General features: G+C 68.3%; 15 protein-coding genes. 5 read left to right on the top strand and 10 right to left on the bottom strand.

The window, feature by feature from the left end:
• Positions 1 to 40: 40 nt before the first annotated feature.
• The 4 genes from OYT95_RS16780 to OYT95_RS16765 form a co-directional block, all read right to left on the bottom strand.
• Positions 41 to 1015, bottom strand: a complete 975-nt coding sequence (locus OYT95_RS16780) for a hypothetical protein (protein ID WP_268791993.1) — start codon at positions 1013 to 1015, stop codon at positions 41 to 43.
• A gap of 239 nt (positions 1016 to 1254) precedes the next feature.
• Positions 1255 to 4578 (bottom strand): arabinosyltransferase domain-containing protein, encoded by a 3324-nt coding sequence (locus OYT95_RS16775; RefSeq protein ID WP_268791992.1) that lies wholly within the window; start codon positions 4576 to 4578, stop codon positions 1255 to 1257.
• Positions 4579 to 4644: 66 nt separating this feature from the next.
• On the bottom strand, positions 4645 to 7881 hold the full coding sequence (locus tag OYT95_RS16770) for an arabinosyltransferase domain-containing protein (protein WP_268791991.1): 3237 nt from the start codon (positions 7879 to 7881) through the stop codon (positions 4645 to 4647).
• Between the two features lie 59 nt (positions 7882 to 7940).
• Positions 7941 to 8201, bottom strand: a complete 261-nt coding sequence (locus OYT95_RS16765; protein WP_005572349.1) for a helix-turn-helix domain-containing protein — start codon at positions 8199 to 8201, stop codon at positions 7941 to 7943.
• 53 nt (positions 8202 to 8254) lie between these two features.
• Here OYT95_RS16765 and map point away from each other — a divergent pair, with 53 nt between their 5' ends.
• Complete coding sequence (gene map / locus OYT95_RS16760; protein WP_268791990.1) at positions 8255 to 9019, top strand: type I methionyl aminopeptidase; 765 nt, start codon at positions 8255 to 8257, stop codon at positions 9017 to 9019.
• Positions 9020 to 9026: 7 nt separating this feature from the next.
• Here the strand turns inward: map and OYT95_RS16755 are convergent, their stop codons facing one another.
• Complete coding sequence (locus tag OYT95_RS16755; protein WP_268791989.1) at positions 9027 to 10817, bottom strand: glycosyl transferase; 1791 nt, start codon at positions 10815 to 10817, stop codon at positions 9027 to 9029.
• 214 nt (positions 10818 to 11031) lie between these two features.
• Between OYT95_RS16755 and OYT95_RS16750 the strand changes: the two genes are divergently transcribed.
• Complete coding sequence (locus OYT95_RS16750; protein ID WP_112301595.1) at positions 11032 to 11733, top strand: MspA family porin; 702 nt, start codon at positions 11032 to 11034, stop codon at positions 11731 to 11733.
• On the opposite strand, the gene OYT95_RS16745 is transcribed toward OYT95_RS16750, so the two are convergent.
• The 4 genes from OYT95_RS16745 to OYT95_RS16730 form a co-directional block, all read right to left on the bottom strand.
• Positions 11730 to 12005 (bottom strand): hypothetical protein, encoded by a 276-nt coding sequence (locus OYT95_RS16745; RefSeq protein ID WP_037228185.1) that lies wholly within the window; start codon positions 12003 to 12005, stop codon positions 11730 to 11732. The genes OYT95_RS16750 and OYT95_RS16745 overlap by 4 nt on opposite strands.
• Positions 12006 to 12117: 112 nt before the next feature.
• On the bottom strand, positions 12118 to 14010 hold the full coding sequence (locus OYT95_RS16740) for a galactan 5-O-arabinofuranosyltransferase (protein ID WP_174233874.1): 1893 nt from the start codon (positions 14008 to 14010) through the stop codon (positions 12118 to 12120).
• Positions 14011 to 14021: 11 nt separating this feature from the next.
• Positions 14022 to 14783 carry a decaprenylphospho-beta-D-erythro-pentofuranosid-2-ulose 2-reductase gene (locus tag OYT95_RS16735; RefSeq protein ID WP_037228180.1) on the bottom strand — a complete coding sequence of 254 codons (762 nt, stop codon included), beginning with the start codon at positions 14781 to 14783 and terminating at the stop codon, positions 14022 to 14024.
• Positions 14783 to 16216 (bottom strand): FAD-binding oxidoreductase, encoded by a 1434-nt coding sequence (locus OYT95_RS16730; protein ID WP_005248821.1) that lies wholly within the window; start codon positions 16214 to 16216, stop codon positions 14783 to 14785. Before OYT95_RS16730 ends, OYT95_RS16735 begins: the two co-directional genes overlap by 1 nt.
• A gap of 98 nt (positions 16217 to 16314) precedes the next feature.
• Here OYT95_RS16730 and OYT95_RS16725 point away from each other — a divergent pair, with 98 nt between their 5' ends.
• From OYT95_RS16725 to OYT95_RS16715, 3 genes are all read left to right on the top strand, one after another.
• A complete protein-coding gene (locus OYT95_RS16725; protein ID WP_112301596.1) occupies positions 16315 to 16791 on the top strand; it encodes a GtrA family protein in 477 nt (158 codons plus the stop codon).
• A gap of 124 nt (positions 16792 to 16915) precedes the next feature.
• Positions 16916 to 17818 carry a PIN domain-containing protein gene (locus OYT95_RS16720; RefSeq protein ID WP_037228178.1) on the top strand — a complete coding sequence of 301 codons (903 nt, stop codon included), beginning with the start codon at positions 16916 to 16918 and terminating at the stop codon, positions 17816 to 17818.
• A gap of 170 nt (positions 17819 to 17988) precedes the next feature.
• Entirely contained in the window at positions 17989 to 19026 is a 1038-nt protein-coding gene (locus OYT95_RS16715) for an alpha/beta hydrolase (RefSeq protein WP_268791988.1), read from the top strand.
• Here the strand turns inward: OYT95_RS16715 and OYT95_RS16710 are convergent, their stop codons facing one another.
• The gene (locus OYT95_RS16710) at positions 19027 to 20103 is read right to left on the bottom strand and encodes a S1C family serine protease (protein ID WP_268791987.1); all 1077 of its coding nucleotides are present in this window, start codon (positions 20101 to 20103) and stop codon (positions 19027 to 19029) included.
• Positions 20104 to 20130: the final 27 nt, after the last annotated feature.

Genomic DNA, 20130 nt, shown 5'->3' with positions numbered 1-20130 from the left:
AGTCTGAGTGCACCACTGTGACATTGGGTGCGGCGGTGACTCATGCCGACCGCAGCTTCGGCTCGGTGTGGACGAACACCGGCGGCCTGGGGCGCGACGCAGCCAGCGTGTGCGCCGCGCGGAGATCCGCGAGCACCGTTGCCGGGTCGTCCTGAATCTGCTTCGGCAGGTGCGTCACGACGATGATGCCCTCGCGCTGCATCCGCGCCCGCCGCATCGTCGTCGCCTGGTGGAGTTCGGGCGAGAAGTGGTACTTCAGCGAGTCGATCTCCCAGGCGACGGCGACGTCGTCCAGCCAGCCGTCGGGACGGGCGATCCACAGCCCGGCGGCGGACAGCACGTCCACGTTGTGCCGCATCGGCGGAAGACCGCTCGTCGCATACAGCTTCTGCGCGTGGACCTCGGCGACGGAATGCGCGTCGTCGCTCAGTTCACGCAGGACCGCCCGGGGTAGGCGGCTACCGCGGTCGCTGCCCTGCGCGAGTTCGCGCACCAGTTCGTCGACTGTCACGTCGCCGCGCTGGATGCCGCCGGCGAGGAGCGCCCGGCAGCTGTCCGCCTGGAGTGTGCGACGTCCGGCGTCCAGGAGGCTGCGCGCCGGGGGAGCGAGACGCAGGAGCCCCCGCTGGACCGGTGCGGGCATCCGCCACGTCCGTTCGACTTTCACGTACGCCCAGTCTCGGCGGTGCCGGGTGGACGGGATGAGCAGCAGCACGTCGTTCCGGGACGCCGATGCGGTGTAGCCGAACGCGGCCAGCGCGGCGTGACCCGACAGGACTGCGTCCGGACCGCCGTATTCGAGTGCTGCCAGATTGCGCTGCAGCGTCGTCGGCGGCCCGTTGTGCAGGAGGACGACGCCGGGCAGGATCCGCTGCCAGGGTCCGCCGTCGGTGCAGCGTGAGGAGATGGTGCCTTTCGCGACACCCAGCCGTTCCAGGGTGGCCGCGCGGATCACACCGTCGCGGCTGACGGCGGTTATCGCAGTGAGATCGTCGGCCCAGGTTCCTCGTCGCATGAGTCAGAGCATGCCGCGGGCGAATCGGACCGTCGCCGGAAAGCCCACGTCGGAAATTGCCCTGTGGATGAACGGAAGGTTGTGGACAACTCCGCGGCCGGTGGAGCTGTTTCGCCGTGTCGGGCCGCCCGGCGCGGCGCCCGATGTGACATTCGTTCAGTCAGAGTGAACGCGTGTGACATCGGGCGACGCAAGCGGGGCAGGCGCAAGCGGGGCAGGCGCAAGCAGGGCGGGCAGGTCTACGGGCTGCTGTACACCCGCAGGGTGCCCGGCTTCCACAGTCCGGATCGGGTCTCGGTCTCGGTGTCGACCGTGGCCGCGGTGGCGTCCGGGAAGTACCGGTCGAAGCGCTCGAGGGAGCCCCAGTCGCGGCCCCAGTCGTCCCGCATGTAGGTGGGGATGGAGGTGGCGCTGGCGAGCAGTTCGGTGAAGCCGAGGGGCCCACCGTTCTCCGGGGACTGCCAGGTGTCGGTGGAGCTGACGGCCAGCGGGCGGTCGGGGAGGATGCGGTAGTTCGGCATCTCCGCGACACCGTACTGGTGGTCGAACGGGCGCTGGCACGGGAACTGCAGTCCGACGGCCCAGTCCAGCAGCACCGGTTGCGAGCTGCCGATCGTCGAGTTGAGGGTCTCGAGCTTCGGAACCCGCGGCGGGGTGAAGGCCAGCCACTGGTCGCCGGTGAGGTTGGGGTCGTTGGCGACGATCCGCACGGAGTCGGCGTCGGGGGACAGTTCGCTGATCGGGACGCGCAGGTTGCGCCACGACGGTGCGGGACCGATGTCCTTGGGCAGGTAGGTGCCCTGGGCCTGCACGGTGCCGTCGGGCTGACGCTTGCCGTATTCGAGGAGCAGCGACTGACCGTAGGTGAGGGCGCCGGTCGAGTCGACCGACCAGATGCGGCCCGCGGCGGACATGACGATCAGCGGGGCGTCGTCGCTGCGTTCGGGGAGTGCGTACCAGCTGGACGACAGTGTCGCCGGTTCCTGCACGCCTTCCTGGTAGCTGCCCATGACGGGTGTGGTGGCGGGGTCGAGTCCGAACGGCAGCTTGGCGGTGCTGCCGTTGACGCCGACGTTTCCGGTGCCGCCGCTGGTTCCGGCGCTCGATCCGGTCTCGAAGCTGGGCCCGACGCTCTGGTTGTCGGTGTTGCCCATGCCCTGCTTGACCTCGACGTAGTCGGCGGTCAGGTCGGACGGCACCCCGTTGGGGGAGAAGCCGACGGGATCGGCTCCGCCGAGCGGGTCGGCGGGGTTCGCCAGCGGCTGCGCGGGATCGTTGAGGGGCGTGAGGTTTCCGCCGTTGGTGTCGCCTTCGACGAGGACGTCCTCGGCGAGTCCGCACGTCTGCCCGGTGAGGGAGTCGAGGTTCGACCGTGCCAGCGAGTACGCCGGGTACTGGGAGACGGCGCCCTTGAGGAGTGAGAGGACTTCGAACAGCACCATGATGCCGGCGATGACGGTGAGCGGGGCGGCCGCGAATTTCCTGATCCGCCTGCCCTTCTCGGTGTTGGCGCGGGCAGGTGGTGCGGCGAATCCCTCACGTAGGTACTGCCAGGCGGCCAGTGCGACGGCCAGCCCGAACAGGACGAGGAAGAACGTGTTGGACTGGCGGCCGCCGATGGAGACGGTCTTGTCGAACCACGGCACGCCGTAGCTCGAGACGTACCAGTATCCGTTGATGCCCGCGAACGTCAGGGCCAGCATGAGGAGCAGGCCGGCGAGGAAGATCGTGCGGTTGCGGCGCGACCGCAGCGCGGACGCCGACACGGCGACGGCGGTGAGTGCGGCCAGGGAGCCGGCGATGCCCGCGTACGCCCCGAAGTGGTGGGTCCACTTGGTGGGGTTGAACATCATGAAGAAGATCGTGCCGAACACGACACCGAGCAGACGCCACGACGGTCCGGTGGCGGCGCCGGGAATCCGCTTGCGGCGCAACAGGATGAACAGCGTCGTCAGCAGGCACAGGATCATCGTCAGGAACGCGAAGCGGCGAGCCACGGAACCGTCGACGGTGGGGACGAAGAGGTAGTAGTAGCGCAGGAAGTCCTTGTACCACTCGAGGTTCGGGCCGATCAGGGTGCGGACCCGGGTGGCTTCCATCACCGCGGCGACGGTCTGGTCGGCGAACACGACCACCAGGACGATCGTGCCGGCGGCCGCGATCGGAGCCAGCAGCGGCAGCGTCCCCACCTGGCGGTGGCGCTTGACGACGATCCGGACGAGCGGACGGGCGCCGGCGAGCAGGGCGGCCACACACATCAGTCCCGTCGGGGCGGCCGCGAGCGTGAACGCGCCGATCAGGACGGCGACCGCCGCGGGGAGGAGACGTCCGGTCGCGATGGACCGCTCGATGGAGCACCACGTGAGCAGGGCGCCGAGCGCGACGATGGGCTCGGGCCGCAGGCCGTTGTTGTAGGGCAGCCAGAAAGCGAGGAAGACGAGCCCGCCGGTCCACAGCGCGACCTTGTTGCGGCGGACGGAGCGGCCGAGGCGCGGAGCGACCTCCCGGCTGATCACCATCCAGCACAGGATGCCGGCGATCAGGGCGGGCAGTCGCATGAACGGGCTCGCCGTCGAGATCTTGGCCATCGCGGCCAGGACGTCGTAGTACCAGCCGAACGGCGCCTCGGGGACACCGAACCAGCGGAAGTAGTTGGCCATGTAGCCGGCGTGGTCGGAGACCCGGGCCATGGTGAGGAGGTAGCCGTCGTCGGACGTGTTGGCGCCGATGAAGTGCCACAGCACCAGCGTGCCCACGACGATCGTGTCGAGTCCGGTGAACTTCCACCAGTGCGACGGCAGGAAGTTGCGGTGCCCGCGCCCGTCCGTGCCGTCGAGGCGGCCGAGGGCGACCAGGGCAATGGCCGTGGCGAGGAGGGCCACGATCATGGCGACGAGCTTGATCAGCGTGGGGCTCGACGAGAACCGGGAGTCCACGTTCATCGTGAACGACAGGCCTGCCGGTGCTGCCCCGTCGCGGAGGTCGCTGAACACGCCCACCACCTGCGGGCGGAGGTCGCCGGTGAGGGAACCGGCGATCGGGTCACCGGTCGGAGTGGTCAGACCCACGAACTCGGCGGACGTCGCGTCGATGTTCGATGTGATGCGGATCTCGGTGCAGGCGCCCGACTGCACCTGTTCGCGCGGCGCCGTCGCGATCGTGACGTTGCGGTCGAGCACGTCCACGGACTTGTCCGACACCCGCACGAACATCGCATTCAGTGCCGCACCCTCGCCCTGTGCGGGGGCCGTGGCCAGCAGGATTCCGCCCTGCGGAGGGAGCCCGGCCACGGCGGAACACGGGATCGCCGCCGACAGATCGACCGGGACCTGCGACATCAGCGGTGCTTCGAGATCGCCGACGACGCCGTTCTCCGGCCAGTTCACCGCTGCGGTGGTCTGCTGCACCGGCATGAACGGAGTGGCCACTGCCAGCACGAACCCGAGGAGTCCGGTGACGATGGCGATCAGACGAGCGGTCCGGTACTCACTCCGCCGGTCCTGGCGAGCAGGTGGCGAAGTGGATTCGGCGTCGGAGACGGAAGTTGTCAGAGCGTCGGGCACGGTTGTCGATGGTATGTCAGGAACCTGAGTAGGCATATTGCCGCCTACCAGAGGGTAGGGACACTTCTAGTAGTAACGCACCGGTCCGGCCGACCAGGTGCCCGACCTGGTCACCTGTTCGGATTCGACCTGCGCGGGCGTCGCCGACTCGTCGAGCGGTGTGTACCGCTCGAGCGAGCCCCAGTCGCGGTCCCAGTCGTTCGACAGGTACGTGGCCAGGGTGCTCGCCGACAGCAGCTGGTCGGTCCAGCCCAGCGGGCCGCCGCCGAACTTGTCCTGCCAGGCATTGGTGGACTCGGCGCCGATGCGGTCGGGGAGGACACGCCACTGCGGGACCTCGGCGACGCCGTAGCGGTGGTCGAAGGGCCGCTGGCAGGGGAACGCGAGCCCGACGGCCCAGTCGAGGAGCACGGGGTCGCTGGAGCCGACGACGGTCTGCAGCGTCTGCATCGTCGGCACCCGGGGAGGAGTGACCGCGAGCCACTGGCCGGGGTCGGTGTCCGGGTCGTCCGCGACGAGCCGGACCGTGTTCGCCTCGGCGGGCAGCTGGTCGAGCGGCACGCGCAGGTTGCGCCACGACGGGGACGGTCCGATGTCGATCGGGTCGACGGTGCCGAGCGCGGTGACGGACCCGTCGGGGCCCGTGACCCCGTACTCGACCTTCAGGCTCTGTCCGGGGGTGACGACGCCGTCCGCGTCGACCGACCGGATGCGTCCGGCGGCCGAGATGGTGAGGATCGGTGCGTCGTCGCTGCGGTCGGGCAGCCCGTACCAGCCGGTGGTGAGGGAGGCGGGCTTCTGTTCCCCGCCCGGCTGGTAGCTGCCGAGTACCGGGGTTCGGGCGGGGTCGAGGCCGAACGGCAGCGTCACGGTGCTGCCGTTGACTCCGGCGGTGGCCTCGGTGCCGCCGCCGGTGCCGGAGCTCGTGCCCGTCGTCGTCTCGTCGGTCTCGGTGTCGACGGTGTTCGCGCCGCCGGTGGCGATCTTCTCGGAGTCGGCGGTGAGGTCGTCGGCGATGCCGTTGGGGGTGAAGCCCTCCGCGGCGGTCGTGCCGAATGCGCCTGCGCCGTTCGGGTCGGTGACCGGGGTGAGCGGCTGCAGCATGGCGGCGGTGGGGTCGGTCTCGACGAGGACCTCGTCGGCGAGCGCGCACGAGTTGCCGGTCACCGATTCGATGTTGGCCTTCGCGATGGAGTAGCCGGGGTACTGCGCGACGGCCCCCTTCAGCAACGACAGCACCTCGAACAGGACGACGGCACCGGCCGCGACGGTCAACGGGGACGGTGCCAGCATCCGGGCACGCTTGCCGTTGGGCTTCTTGCCGTTCTCGTACGGTTCGCGGACGTGGTACCAGGCGGCGAGGAGCAGCGTGAGCACGGTGAGGCCCAGGAACAGTGTGGAGAAGCCCTTGCCCGCGATCATCGGCGGCTTGTCCCACCACGGGACGCCGTAGCTGGACACGTACCACCAGCCGTTGGAGCTGGTGAACGCGACCGCGAGGATGAACAGGACACCCGCGGCGAACAGGGTGCGGTTCCGTTTGGAGCGGATGCTCGCGGCCCCCACCCCGACCGCGGCGAGCACCGCGACGGAGCCGGCGAGACCCGCGTACACACCGAAGTGGTGGGTCCATTTGGTGGGCGTGAACATCATCAGCAGCAGAGACGCGAACACGATGCCGAGGATGCGGCGGGACGGTCCGATCGCGGTCCCGGGCACCTTCCCCTTGCGCAGGATCAGCATCACGCAGACCACGACGCACAGCAGCATCACGAACACGCCGAACCGGCGGGCCAGCGAGCCGTCCGGCGAGATCCCCATGAGCGAATCCCAGCGCAGCCGCTCGTCGAACCAGGCCACGTTGGGGCCGAGAGCCGTGCGGACGCGCGTCGACTCGAGCACCGTCGCCAGTGTCTGATCCGCGAAGACGGCCACCATCACGACGGTTCCCGCGGCGAGGATCGGCAGGATCTGGGACGCGAAACCCACCCGGTGGCCCCGTGCGATGACGATCTGCAGGATCGGCCGCGCGCCGGCGATCAGGGCGGCGATGCAGATCAAGCCGGACGGTCCGGCCGCGAGGGAGAACGCGGCGATCAGCACGGCGACGGCACCGGGGAGTAGTCGTCCGGTGGCGATGGCGCGCTCGATGGAACACCACGTGAGCAGGGCGCCGAGCGCGATGACCGGTTCGGGGCGCAGCCCGTTGTCGTACGGCAACCAGAACGCCAGGAAGACCAGTCCGCCGGTCCAGAGGGCAGTTCTGTTGCGGCGCACCGCCACACCGAGGCGGGGAATGACCTCGCGGCTGATCACCATCCAGCAGAGGAGGGCGGCGAGCAGCGTCGGCAGTCGCATCCACATGCTCGCGGTGCTCACCTTCGCCAGCGCCGCGAGGAGTTCGTACGACCACCCGAACGGCGCCTCGGGGACGCCGAACCAACGGAAGTAGTTGGCCATGTAGCCGGAATGCTCCGACACGCGTGCCATGCCGAGGAGGTAGCCGTCGTCGGAGGTGTTGGCGCCGACCACGTGCCACAGCAGCAGCGTCCCGATCACGACGGCGTCGACACCGGTGAACTTCCACCAGTGCGCGGGCAGGAAGCGGCGGGCGCGGCGTCCGTCGATGCCGTCCACGCGGTGCAACGCGTACAGCGACGTCAGCGTCGCGAGGACGCACACGATCATCGCCAGCAGTTTGAGCAGGGTGGGGCTGGACGAGAATCGGGAGTCGGGGTGGACGTGCACGTTCAAACCTGCAGGCGCCGCCCCTTGCAGGTCGGTGAACAGGCCGACCATCTGCGGGCGCTGATCGCCCTCGACGGAACCGGCGAGGGGTTCGGCGGTGCCCGTGATCTCGGCGGACGTCCGCTGGTGGTCGGACGTGACGGTGAGGGCGGTGCAGCCCTGGAGGTCCGCGGCGTCGGCCGAGATCAGGGAGATGCCGCGAATCGTGACGTCGACAGTGCCGCCGGCGCCGCCCTTCACGACGAGGCCGTTCTTCTCGAAGTCGGGGGCCCGATTCGGGAGGGTGGAGACGACGGTGCCGCCGTCGGGCCCGAGTTGTGTGAACACCGAGCAGGGCACGGTCACCTGCATGTCCAGCGGTGTGTACGAGACGAGTGGCGCCTCGACGCTGTTCAGGGTGCCGTCCTGCGGCCAGTCGATCGACGCGGCATCCTGCTTCACCGGGAGGAACGGAGTGGCCAGCGCGAGCACGAACCCGATCAGGCCGGTGACGATCGCGATGAGCCGGGAAGTGCGGATGCTTCGAACGTCAGGCAGCGGGGGTTGGGACGGCACAGAACGATGTTAGGCGATTGTGGCTCCGCCACCCGTGAGTACTTGTTAACGCCCGGCGGTTAAGAAGTACTCACGGGACCGAAGGTCACGACCGCGGCGACGTCGTCGAGGGAGAGGTCGAGAACCCGGGCGACCGCGGCGATCGTGAAGAACGCGGGTGTCGCGATGCGTCCGGTCTCGATCTTGCGCAGGGTTTCGACGGAGATGCCGGCGTCGAGTGCGACCGTGACCATGCTCATGTCTCCCCGCGCGGATCGCAGCAGCTCACCCAGCCGCTGCCCGCGTTCGAGTTCCTCTGCTGTCAACGGCACACGCACCATGTGTCATATAGTAATACCGGTATAGAAATTGGATTCGGTGTGGAGGGCGAGTTGTGGTCGAGTTGAAGACGGCAGCCGAGGTGCAGGCGATGCGCGCGGCCGGCCGGGTGGTGGCCGACGCTCTGGCCGCCGTGCGTGAGGCGGCCGCGATCGGGGTGACGCTTCAGGGCCTCGATGCGGTGGCCGCCGCAGTGATCCGGGACGCGGGGGCCGAGCCCGTGTTCCTGAACTATCACCCGAACTGGGCGCCCAGCCCGTTCCCCGGGGTGATCTGCGCGAGCGTGAACGACGCGGTGGTGCACGGCATTCCCGGCGGCTATCGACTCCGGGACGGTGACCTCGTCAGCATCGACTGCGGCGCCAGGCTGGCCGGCTGGTGCGGGGACGCCGCCGTGAGTTTCGTCGTGGGCACGGCGGACCCGGCCGACGTGGCACTCGTCGAGGCCACCGAAGCCGCTCTCGCGCACGGCATTGCGGCCGCGCGTCCGGGAAACCGGTTGGGGGACATCGGTGCCGCCATCGGACTGTACGCGCGCGGGGCGGGGTACGGCATGCTCGCCGACCACGGCGGGCACGGCATCGGCAGGCAGATGCACGAAGATCCGCACGTGCCCAACGAGGGACGCGTCGGGAAGGGAATGCTGCTGCGTCCGGGGATGGTGATCGCGATCGAACCCATGCTCATCGCCGACGGCACCGACGACTACCGGCACGAGGCCGACGGCTGGACGCTCCGCACGGCGACGGGAGCCCGTGCCGCGCACAGCGAGCACACCGTCGCCATCGGTGAGGACGGGCCGGAAGTGTTGACGCGGTAGGACTTTCCTACGTCAGTGCTCGCACGTCCCACACCCACACGCCGTCGACCGGCTTCGCGGGCGCCCCGACGAGCTGCTGGACCGTCTCGCGCAGAACGCGATCGTTCTGGGTGTGCGGCAGGACCAGGACGTCGGCGTTCCAGAACTTCAGGTCCGTCAGTGCCTGGGCTTTCGTCGCCTCGTCGATGACAGGCACCTGGCCGGACGACTGTGCGGACGCGAGCAGTAGTGCGGTGGGGCGGTCGTCGGGCCCGTACTTGCCCCGGTCCTCGCTGCCGGCCGGGCCGACGAAATATCCACCGGCGATGGGGAATGCGAGATCCTGCTCGGTCTGCCAGCGCAGCATCCTCGCGTTCTCCGGGGAGGGGAGCGGCACCGTGACGACGGAGCCGTCGGTGACGTACTCCCGCCACGTGCCGTCGGCGAAGAAACTCGGTGCGGTGTCGCGCTGCACCACGGCGAGCGGCGTGGGCGCCAGCGGAAGCAGCGCCACCGCGAGCCAGCCCACCCACAGCAGGGTGGTGGTCCGCTGGCCCTCGCGGGCGGACGCCAGGGCGCGGTCGGTGCCCAGCGCGAGCAGCAGGGCGGCGGCGGGCAGGCAGCCCATCGCGAATCGCGATTCGAGTACGGATTCGAGGAGCGGCAGGTGTGAGATCAGCTTCCACGGCAGGGGAATTCCGGTGTCCCAGCCGCCGATCGTCAGCGATGTCCCGAGCGACAGGACGCCCATCACGGCGACGGTCGCGGCCGCGGCGCGAGCGAGCGGCATGCGCCACAGCCACAGGGCCGACAGGCCGAGGAGGATCAGCAGGGGCCAGCCGAAGTACGCGTTCTCCTCGGTGGCGTTCATGCTGAACTCGGCGGACCCGGGCTCGCCTGCCAGCGAGGACGTCGGAAAGCTGGTGAACGCTTCGGTGTCGTTGCCGACCGGGCCGTGTTCGATCGCCCGGTAGCTGTCGGGTCCGAAGAACTGCCACCACAGCGGCACGGCGGCGATGGCCAGCGCGAGGCCGCCCGCGATCGCGAAACCCTTGATGCTGCGCTTGGCCGCCGCGAATGCGGCACGCGGACGCGACACTGCGTAGGCGGCACCGAAGACGGCGAACGCCAGCGCGTAGATCAGCAGGGGTTCTTCGCCGAGGAAGATCTGATAGGCGATCAGCAGGCCCAGTGCGATGCCGTCGCGCACCGGGCGCGCCCCACTGCCCAGCCTGATGACGGCCAGCGCGATGAAGGGCAGCAGGAACAGGGCGACGAAGTTGGGGTGCCCGTTGGTGTGCGAGATCAGCGCGGGAGCGAAACCGCACAGACCACCGCCGACGGCGGCCGCGAGTCGTGACGACACGACGTGCCGCGAAAACACCCAGTACCAGGCAATTGCGGTGCCCGACAGGCCAAGTGTGAGAGCGAGAGTGAAGGTGACGTTCGGTCCGAACAGCAGCGTGACGGGCGCCAGCGGAATGCTGATGCCGAACATCGCCGTGTTGCCCATGAGATTGACGCCCAGCGGGTAGTTCTGCAGGTCGCTGGAGAGGGGATTCTCCAGATGGACCAGTGAGCGTGCGGCGACCGCGAAGAACCACTCCCACATCGTCTGGTCCTGGCCGCTGCGCACCAGATAGCCGGTCCCGAGGTGTTTCCACTGGCGGGCCAACACGAATGCCGCGAGGCCGACATAGAAGACGACCGCTGCGACATCGGCCGGGTGCGGCCGGAGACGGGAGCGGAGAGGGCGAGTAGTGGTGCTGGTGCTCTCGGCCTGCCGAGTGGTCTCGACCTGGGTGAGTATCTCAGTCACGCAGCTGCGCCTCCGGTTCTCGGGTCGATGTCAATCGACCGAGGGTACCGGAGGTCGCTGAGAGCTTCCTGGGTTGCGATCGCGTGATTGTTGCGTGTATCACATCAAGTTGATTTGTGAACTTCTGATCAATACAGGGATATTCTCCTGCCCCACTGGTTACGCTCAGCATGCTTTTTCGTATCGGTTGCAGTGCACTCTGAATGGGGTCGGCATGACGGACATCAGCACATCTCGATTTGGGTACAAACGGTTTACACGCTCGGTGGCAGTCGCAGGCATCGCCGCGCTCGCCATGGTCATGGGCAACGGCACCGCGTCGGCCGGCGTGGACAATTCCAGCTCCGTGATCGACGCACGAGGAAATCGCATCGAAGTCGTGCAGGGCGACACGGTGTATCAGACGGTACCGCCGCTGGACGGCGTACCCACCAGCGTGGAGTTCTTCCACAACGGTTACGCGGGGGTCGCGATCACCGGGCCGAATTCGGAGGAGTTCGAGGGAACTCAGCTCACCGTCGGTTATCAGATCGGTTACCCGGTCGCCCTGGCCGGAGCGACGATCGTTCTGAACACGCCCGGACTCGGGTTCGCGATCGGGTCGAGCAACGGAATCGACCTGGGCCTCGTTCCGGACTTCACACTGGGTCTGAATGCGGGGACGAACGTCGAACTCGCCGGTGACATCATTCCGTCGCAGGAACTCGACATCGACCTGGAGCCCGGTGGAATCACCACCGTCCCGATCCTCGAGGGTCAGGAGTTCGACGGATCGGCCGCTGTGGTCAGGATGCAGGGAGTTCATGGCTCCATCTCCGGTGCTATCGGGCCGGTCACCATCCGTCCGTACGCAATGGCCGTGACGGAGAACGGTGACACCGTGATGACTTACGGTGTGCCGCAGAAGCTCAACTAGGCAGCCCGCCCGACAGGGTGCCTGACAGGGGTCGCCGGACTGATGTCCGGCGACCTCTGTCGACTGACAAGGACGACGACGTCGCCTGTGATCCACACGGCGGCGCCGAGTAGGGCGATCACGAAAAGCACCCAGTGCCCGACGTAGACACCGACGATCGCTCCGATCGTCGCGGCGAGTCCGGCATGCACGACCACCTCACCGCCGGCGGTGCCGAGTAGATAGTCTTCGGCACCGCTACCGGCACGTCGAGGCTCCACTGCATCCGGCATGACCGCTCCTCGCGACGACCCGACAATTCCCCTCGGGGCGCGGAAAATACCCGCCTCCCTGATTGGGTGCGGGGTTCCCGCGGGTAAGGCGAGGTAAACGTGAACAGACCGATCAGTTTCTTGTGACGACCACGAACGGTCCGGTCTCCGACACCGTGAATCGCGGGTCGTCGAACAGTTCCTTCGGGAACGTGACGGTGTAGCGGCGCACGTTGGGATCGTTGGGATATACGTCCTCGGCGAGCCGCAGCGTGTACCCGTCGGGGCCCTGGCGGAACACGAACGCGTCGGGGGCGCGCCATGGCGCCGTGTCGAGTGCGGCCACCAACTGGTCGGGGGTCTCGAACTCGCTCCACTCCGCGATGGTGTGGGCGCGTCCGGCGAAGTCCGCCAGGGGATTCGAGTAGTGCGACGTCAGCGCCTGGAACCCGAGGTAGGGGTAGAAGCTGAGGAAGCTGGTGTCGGCGGTCAGCACTACGGTGTCGTCGCGGTCGCGGGGGACCTGCGCCTGGATCAGCTCGTCGACTGCCGCGTAATGGGCGGCGGCGCCGGGTGGGCGCTGGTCGGCGCGTTCGCCGTTGCCGTCGGTGTCGGTGTAGGCGACGGCGATGTCGGAGTCGAGGAACTTGGGGATGTTCTGGACGAACGACAGCGCGCCCAGCACGCCGATCACCAGGACCGCCCCCTTGACCCGCGGGTTGTCGCTCGTCGCGAGCACGAGCCATCCTGCGAATTCGACGAATCCGAAGACGCCTGCCGCGCCGAGCAGGACGATCAGCACAGGCTCGAGCCGGAACGAGAGGAGGGTGCTGCCGAGCACGGTGAACGCCATCGACAGCAGCGACCACAGGTAGATGGCCACCACTCCGACGCCGAGTGCCTGCGCACGCCGCGACGTCGACGCGCGGGCGACGAGCCAGACGGTGCCGAGCAGGCACAGTGCCCCGGTGAGGGAGAAGTGGATCATCGGCAGCGGCAGATGCGCGCCTGCCTCGGGCAGATAGTGCAGCGCTGTTCCCGACGCGGCGGGCGAACCGCCCACGACCTTCAGCAGATACGGCAGCCAGACGGTCAGCGCGAGAAGGCCGGACACGGCGGCGATCACGATCAGCCGGACCAGCGGATCGAGCGCCGCCCGCCACGACTTCCGGGCACGTATCCGCAAGGTCGCGGCCAGCAGCGCGAGCAGGGTGATCGCGAAGGCGGCGAGTCCGAGATACAGCGTGTAGAACGTGGCGGCGAGGCCGAGGAACAGTCCGGTGCCGATCACGGCACCCCAGCCGCCGCGCCCGTCGACACGATTCAGCCCGCCCCAGGCGAGGACGAGCGCGGGACCGATCAGCAGGGTGATGACGGCGCCGTACGGTTCTGGTGACCCGTAGGCCAGGACGAGCGCCGCGGTCGCGAGGGACACGACGATGGCCAGGTCGTGGCGGATCAGGTTGCTCCACAACACCAGTGCCACGACGGCGGCGACGGCGAGCGAGGCGATGGCGTACGGCTTGAACGCTTCCCAGCCGCTCGTGCCGAGGAGGTTGGCGACGCGCCCGCCCACCCAGAACCAGCCGGCCGGGTAGTACGGCGGAAGGTCGGCATACGTCATGTCGCGCAGCGCCGCCGAATCGGTCAGCCGCGTGAGGTACTCGGTGCGGAACTCCTGGTCGACGGAGACGCCGTGCAGGTACAGCTTGGTGGCCGCGAGGGGCAGGCCGAGGGTGACGGTCACGAAACCCGACAGGCTCGCCCACGACAGCAGCCGGGCGAACCGTGGAGCTCGGTGCAGTCGGACGAGCAGCACCGACACCGCGATACCCGCGATGGCGACGACCTGGCCGACCGTGGTGACGGCCTGGGTCACGTTGGACGAGTTGAAAGCCGGCCACTGCACGCGCGCGAACGCGAACAGTCCGACCGCCGCCACCACTGCGGCCACGACGGCCCCCAGCAGCATTTCGACAGCTGTCGACAGGGACCGTCGGGCCGGTGCTACGTCTGCTTCCGTCACGAGGGCGAAGCTTAGATGGGCAGCTTCTTGAAGATCGGTCGCGGGATGTGCCGCAGGATCATCATCACGTAGCGGAAGGCGCCGGGCGCCCACACGAGTTCCTTGCCCTTTTCCGCCGACGTGACGGCGAGCTTGGCCACGTCTTCCTTGTTCACGGTGAGCGGGGCTTCCTTCACGTCCGCGGACATGCGGGTGCGGACCTGGCCGGGACGGATGACGAGGACGCGCGGACCGAACTCACGCAGCGCCTCACCGAGTCCGAGGTAGAAACCGTCGAGTCCGGCCTTGGTGGATCCGTACACGAAGTTGGAGCGGCGCACGCGCTCGCCCGCGGCCGACGACATGGCAATGATCTGGCCGAAGCCCTGTGCCTTCATCTTCTCGCCCACGAGCACGCCCACCGACACCGCGGCCGTGTAGTTGACCTCGGCGATCTGGACGGCCTTGCGCTGGTTCTGCCACAGTTCCTCGGCGTCGCCGAGCAGGCCGAACGCGACGATGGCGACGTCGACGTCGCTCTTGGCCCACGCCTCGTCGATCACCTTCGGGTGGCTCTCGGTGTCGACGGCGTCGAAGTCGATGACGTCGACGGCGTTGGCGCCGGCCGCCTTCAGCTGGGCGACGGCGGCATCGCGACCGGGATCACCCGGCAGCGCGGCGAGGATCACCCGCATCGGCGCCTTCTTCAGGTACTCCTCGCAGATCGCGAGACCGATCTCGGAGGTGCCTCCGAGCAGCAGGAGAGTCTGGGGGTTCCCGACAGCGTTGATCACTAGAGTTCCAACCTTCTGGACATATCGGAGGCGAAGACATTGGTGGGGTCGTACTTGCGGCGGGTGGCGATCCACTCGTCGATCCGCGGGTACATGGCGTGGAAGGTCTCGGCGGTGGTGCGCGAGTCCTTGGCCGTGTAGAGACGGCCGCCGAACTTCAGGACCCGCTTGTCGAGTTCGGTGACGAACTCGTTCAGGCCGGGCTTGATGCGGAAGTCGACGCAGATGTTCCAGCCCGGGATCGGGAAGCTCAGCGGGGCCTGGTTGCCCTCGCCGAACAGCTTGAACACGTTGAGGAACGAGTAGTGCCCCGACTTCTGGATGTCGCGGATGATGGCCTTGAACTCCTCGACCGCGGTGGTCGGCACCACGAACTGGTACTGCAGGAATCCGTTCGATCCGTAGGCGCGGTTCCACTCACCGAACATGTCGAGCGGGTGGTAGAACTGCGTCAAGTTCTGAACCTTGTCGCGGTAGGTGCCGGATTTCCGGAACCACAGCTCGCCGATCATCGAGAAGTTGAACTTGTTCGCGAGACCGTTCGGGAAGACGTCCGGGAACGTCAGCAGCTGCGGGGCGTCGAACGCGAGGGGGTTCTTCTGCAGCTTGGCCGGCAACTGGTCGAGCTTCGCGAGCGAACCACGGGAGATCGCGGCGCGACCCAGCTTCGGCGGCGCCGCGATGGCGTCGAACCAGGCGCTCGAGTACTCGTAGTTGGATTCGCTGCCGTCGCTGTGCAGCGCGATGGTCTCGTCGAGCGTCTGGGTGACGTCGCCGTCGGCGATGAAGTACGCCGTCTCGGTGGGCGTCATCTTGATGGTGGCCTTGAGGATGATGCCCGTCAGGCCCATGCCGCCGATCGTCGCCCAGAACAGTGCGCCCTTGGGGTCGTTTCGGCCGCCCTTCGGCGTGAGCGTGCGCACCTTGCCGTCGGCGGTGAGCAGGTCCAGCGACACCACGTGGTTGCCGAAGCTGCCGGCGCTGTGGTGGTTCTTGCCGTGGATGTCGGAGCCGATGGCGCCACCGATGGTGACCTGCCGGGTGCCCGGCAGCACCGGAACCCACAGGCCGAACGGCAGGGCCGCCTTCATCAGCTGGTCCAGGTTGACGCCGGCATCGACCTCCACCAGGTGGGTGTCGCGGTCGATGCGGTGGATCTGGTTCAGCGCATTCATGTCGATGACCAGGCCACCGGCGTTCTGCGCCGGGTCGCCGTAGGAGCGGCCGAGGCCACGGGCGATCACCCCACGCTGCAGGTGAGCGGGCTTCGACTCGTTCTGCTCCGCGACCTGGGCGACCGCTCGCGCGATCACTTCCACGTCGGGAGTGGACAGCACCTGCGCGGTGGTGGGCGCGGTGCGTCCCCAGCCGGTGAGGGTGCGGGTCTGTGTGGGGAGCGCCTGGGTGGGCGTCTCTTCTGCTGTCGTGGACATCGAGGTAGAGGGTACCCGGAGGCCGGCCCCGCGGGCCCGTGCGTGCTTATCCACCGCGGGCGGTCGACAAGTGCTCATGGGGCGCTAGCCTCGTCGTCGTGTCAGAAACCCAGCCGAGTCACGAGCACGAACCTCACGTTCCGCTCCCCGTCGAGATCCCCGTCACCGAGAACATCGCGGACGACGCACTGGACCTGAAGACGCAGATCATCCGTTTCGTCCTGACCGGTGGATTGTCGGCGATCGTCGACTTCGGCCTGTACTTTCTGCTGTTCGAGGTGGTCGGGCTCCCCGTGAACGTGGCGAAGTCGATCAGCTTCATCGCGGGCACCACCACCGCGTACCTGATCAACCGCCGGTGGACGTTCAAGGCCGAACCCAGCCGTGCCCGCTTCGTCGCCGTCGTCATCCTCTACGCGGTCACGTTCGCCGTCCAGGTCGGCCTCAACTGGGTGATGTACCACGCGTTCCCCGACGAATGGTGGCGTCTGCCGCTCGCGTTCGTCATCGCCCAGGGCACGGCGACGGTCATCAACTTCGTCGTGCAGCGCGCGGTGATCTTCAAGATCCACTAGGGCCGCTGCCGGGCAACCACACGGCAATGCCCCGACGGGTGCTGTGATGACCCGGATCCGGGTGTTTCGGTAACGACTCAGCAACTTCTCTGGCGCGGCAGGCGTGTTCGGTGAGAATCGATCAATGCTGATTGTTCTCGACACCTCGGCCGTCACACGAGACGCGCGCTTCGAGACGTTCGTCCGTGATGTCCTCGACCAGGGCAGCCGGGTACTCGTTCCGCGCCTCGTCCTCGTCGAGGTCGCGCACCGGTACCAGCGGGAATCGGTCGCGATGATCGACGCCCTCACCGTCCAGGCGCGGATGTACGACCGGCTCGGGCTCCGGGAGGACCTGTCGGTGTTCGTGGAGGCCGCCCGGGCCAAGGCCGACGGGTACGTGGACTCGCTCGCCCGACAGCTGGAGGCGATGGGCTGCGACGTGATCGAGCCGGCGCACACGTCGCACCTCGAGATCGCCGGGCGCGAGTTGCAGCGTCGTCGCCCGTACGTGGACAGGAAACGGCACGGCTACACCGCCACGGTGAACTGGCTGACGGTCCTGGACATCGCCGATCGCCGCCCGTCCGAGGACGTGGTGTGGGTCAGTGCGAATTCGCGGGCGTTCGGTAGCGGCGAGCCGTCGACGTGGCACGACGAGATCTGGGCCGAGCTGCAGGAACGTGGTCTCGCGCACCGGGTGCGGTGGGTGGTCGAGCTCGACGACGTGGACCTCCGGGACACGGACGTGCCTCGCCGCGAGCGGACCTTCGACCCGATCCCGGCCCCACCCGCCGTGTTCGCAGCCGCGGTGCCGGCTCCCCTCCCGCCCCGGCCGCCCGTAGCGGCTCCCGACTCCGTGGAACCCCCTGCCCCGGCCGCGACGCTGCCTCCCGTGCACGTGGCACGACCCCGGGTGGCGCCGCAGCGGATCCTGCCCTCGGGCAACGCGGACACCGGCGGACGCCGCGGCATCGGCAGGATGATGGGCGGACGAAAGCGCAAGGTCACCGTGGTGGATGAGCTCGACGAACTCGATTTCGGCTGATTCACGCACAATGTCCCCGCCCGCCATGCCCGCGATAACGATTTCGGGCAACGGGCATAACGACTTGGGGCCGAAGCCACCATGAGTGATACACGACCGTGGCGGGTACTCCAAGGTTGAAGTTACGTATCCGTCAACGGCGACGGGTATCGGCGACCAGGGGAGAAGGCATGAAATCTGTGCCGAACGACCGCAAGCCGTCCGCGCAGCAGCGGAGCGGGACACCGATCGTCCAATACCGTTCGGGGGCGAGGCTCGCGGGGCCGAGTATCGAATCCCAGGTTCTCTACCAGGCGTGCAGGTGGTTTCTCCGGCCTGTGGTGCGGATTGCCCCGATCAACGAATCGGCGATTCGCCGGGCCGCGTTCCTGGACATGGCTGCGGGGATTCGTCCGGCTTCCGGTATTCGCCGCCAGAAGGTGCGACTGCCCGGATTCGATGCGGAAATCGTGCGCGCGCCGGGGGTGTCACCGGATCTGAGTGACGGCGTCGTCCTCTATCTGCACGGCGGGGGATTCCTGTGCTGCGGGCTGAACACGCATCGGCCGGTGGTCGCGACGATCGCGAAGCTGACCCGGTTGCCGGTGATGCACGTCGGCTACCGGCAACTGCCCGACACGAACATCAGCGGTTCGGTGGACGACTGCCTGACGGCGTACAAGTGGTTGCTGGAGAACGGAGCCCGCGCGGGCGGGACGGTGTTCGCCGGTGACTCGGCGGGTGGATTCCTCGTCTTCGCGACCGCGCTGAAGGCCCGCGAGGAGGGCGTCGATCTGCCCGCCGGCCTGGTCGGACTGTCGCCGCTGCTGGACTTGGACTGCGCCGACAAACTGGTGCATGCCAACGCTGCCCGCGACGTGTTCGCGCCCGTGGAGGCGCTCGTCACCATCGGCAAGCTCGGTGGCGAGGTGGACGGCGTGCTCGACCCCGCGCTGTCGCCCGTGAACGGGGCTCTCGAGGGTCTGCCGCCTGCGCTGCTGGTCGCTGCGGAAGGTGAGGTTCTGCGGTCGGATTCGGAGCTGATGGCGTATCGACTGAGTGCTGCGGGTGTTCCGACGACGCTGCAGATCTGGGACGGCCAGGTGCACGCGTTCCCGGCGTTGTGGCCCGGTCTGCCGGAAAGTCGTGCGGTGCTTCGGCGTATCGCGCGTTTCGTCGCGACGCGTGTGCGGCCGGAGGACGGTGTCGCCCGGGACAAGACCGCCTGACTACCGCGGCGGGCCCTTCTCGAGCACGATCGTCGTCGATCGCTGTTGGCCGCTTTCGTCGAACCAGCGCACCGCGACCTCGTCGCCGGGGTGCCGTGCGATCATGCGTTCGCTGAGATCGTCGGAGGACCGGACGGGTGTGCCGTCGAATTCGGTGATGACGTCGCCGATCTCGATACCCGCGGCGTCGGCGGGGGTGCCGATGCTGACCCAGAGCACCTCGGCGCCCCGAGCGTCGTCGGTGACGCTGATCCCGAGAAGAGGGGTGTCGCCGACGTGCACGGTGGCGGACGGGGTTCCGGCGCGGACCTGATCGACGATCGTCATCGCGGTATCGATGGGCACCGCATACGATCTCGGCTGGGTGGGAGCCGGTTTCGTGGGGTCGGAGTCGGCGTTGCCCGCGGTGTTGACGCCGACGACCGTGGCGGTGGCGTCGACGAGGGGGCCGCCGGAGTCGCCGGGACGTACCGCCGCGTCGATCTGGATCAGCCCGTTCAGCCGGTTCCGGGAGCCGTCGGTGGAACTGCGGGCGGTGATCGTCTGCCCGACGTCGGTCACGAACCCCCGGGCCGCCACCGGAACTCCGCCTCCCTCCGCGTTACCCACCGCGGTCACCGGGTCACCGATGCCGACGGTGGTGTCCTTCGCGAGGGTCGCCACCGGGAGGTCGCCCGCGCCCTGGAGCCGGAGTACCGCGACATCGCGCGAGCTGTCGTACCCGAGGACGTCCGCGACGTACTCCGCACCGTTGCCGAGGCTCACCGCGCTGATGTCGAGGGCGCCGTCGATCACGTGGTGGTTGGTGAGGACGACGCCGTCGGGGGTGAGCACTATCCCCGTGCCCGCGGTTTCGACGAGACCCGAATCCGCGACGAGCGTGACGATCGCCAGGATCACCCTGGCCTCGACCTCCTCCGGCGTCAGGACCACCGGCGGCGGCGGAGGAGGCGCGGCGGGCTGGGCGACCGTCGCCGCGGGCGGTCCCGGTTCGCGGACCGGTGGTGCGCTCAGCAGCAGGCTGCCGATCACCGCCGTGGCCACGGCGAGGACCGTTGCGGCGCGGGGCGTCGTCATGCCCGGATGTCGTCGTCGCGGAGTCGG

The sequence above is a fragment of the Rhodococcus sp. JS3073 genome (assembly GCF_026810085.1).
Taxonomy (GTDB): Bacteria; Actinomycetota; Actinomycetes; order Mycobacteriales; family Mycobacteriaceae; genus Rhodococcus_F; species Rhodococcus_F wratislaviensis.
This window is presented reverse-complemented; position numbering and strand designations above follow the sequence as displayed.

What these genes read in the sequence shown, in the direction of transcription:
- OYT95_RS16715 (WP_268791988.1), top strand. Translation starts at nt 17,989, where the DNA reads ATGAAATCTGTGCCGAACGACCGCAAGCCGTCCGCGCAGCAGCGGAGC.
- OYT95_RS16730 (WP_005248821.1), bottom strand. Translation starts at nt 16,216, where the DNA reads ATGTCCACGACAGCAGAAGAGACGCCCACCCAGGCGCTCCCCACACAG.
- OYT95_RS16720 (WP_037228178.1), top strand. Translation starts at nt 16,916, where the DNA reads ATGCTGATTGTTCTCGACACCTCGGCCGTCACACGAGACGCGCGCTTC.
- OYT95_RS16765 (WP_005572349.1), bottom strand. Translation starts at nt 8,201, where the DNA reads ATGGTGCGTGTGCCGTTGACAGCAGAGGAACTCGAACGCGGGCAGCGG.
- OYT95_RS16745 (WP_037228185.1), bottom strand. Translation starts at nt 12,005, where the DNA reads ATGCCGGATGCAGTGGAGCCTCGACGTGCCGGTAGCGGTGCCGAAGAC.
- OYT95_RS16750 (WP_112301595.1), top strand. Translation starts at nt 11,032, where the DNA reads ATGACGGACATCAGCACATCTCGATTTGGGTACAAACGGTTTACACGC.
- OYT95_RS16780 (WP_268791993.1), bottom strand. Translation starts at nt 1,015, where the DNA reads ATGCGACGAGGAACCTGGGCCGACGATCTCACTGCGATAACCGCCGTC.
- OYT95_RS16710 (WP_268791987.1), bottom strand. Translation starts at nt 20,103, where the DNA reads ATGACGACGCCCCGCGCCGCAACGGTCCTCGCCGTGGCCACGGCGGTG.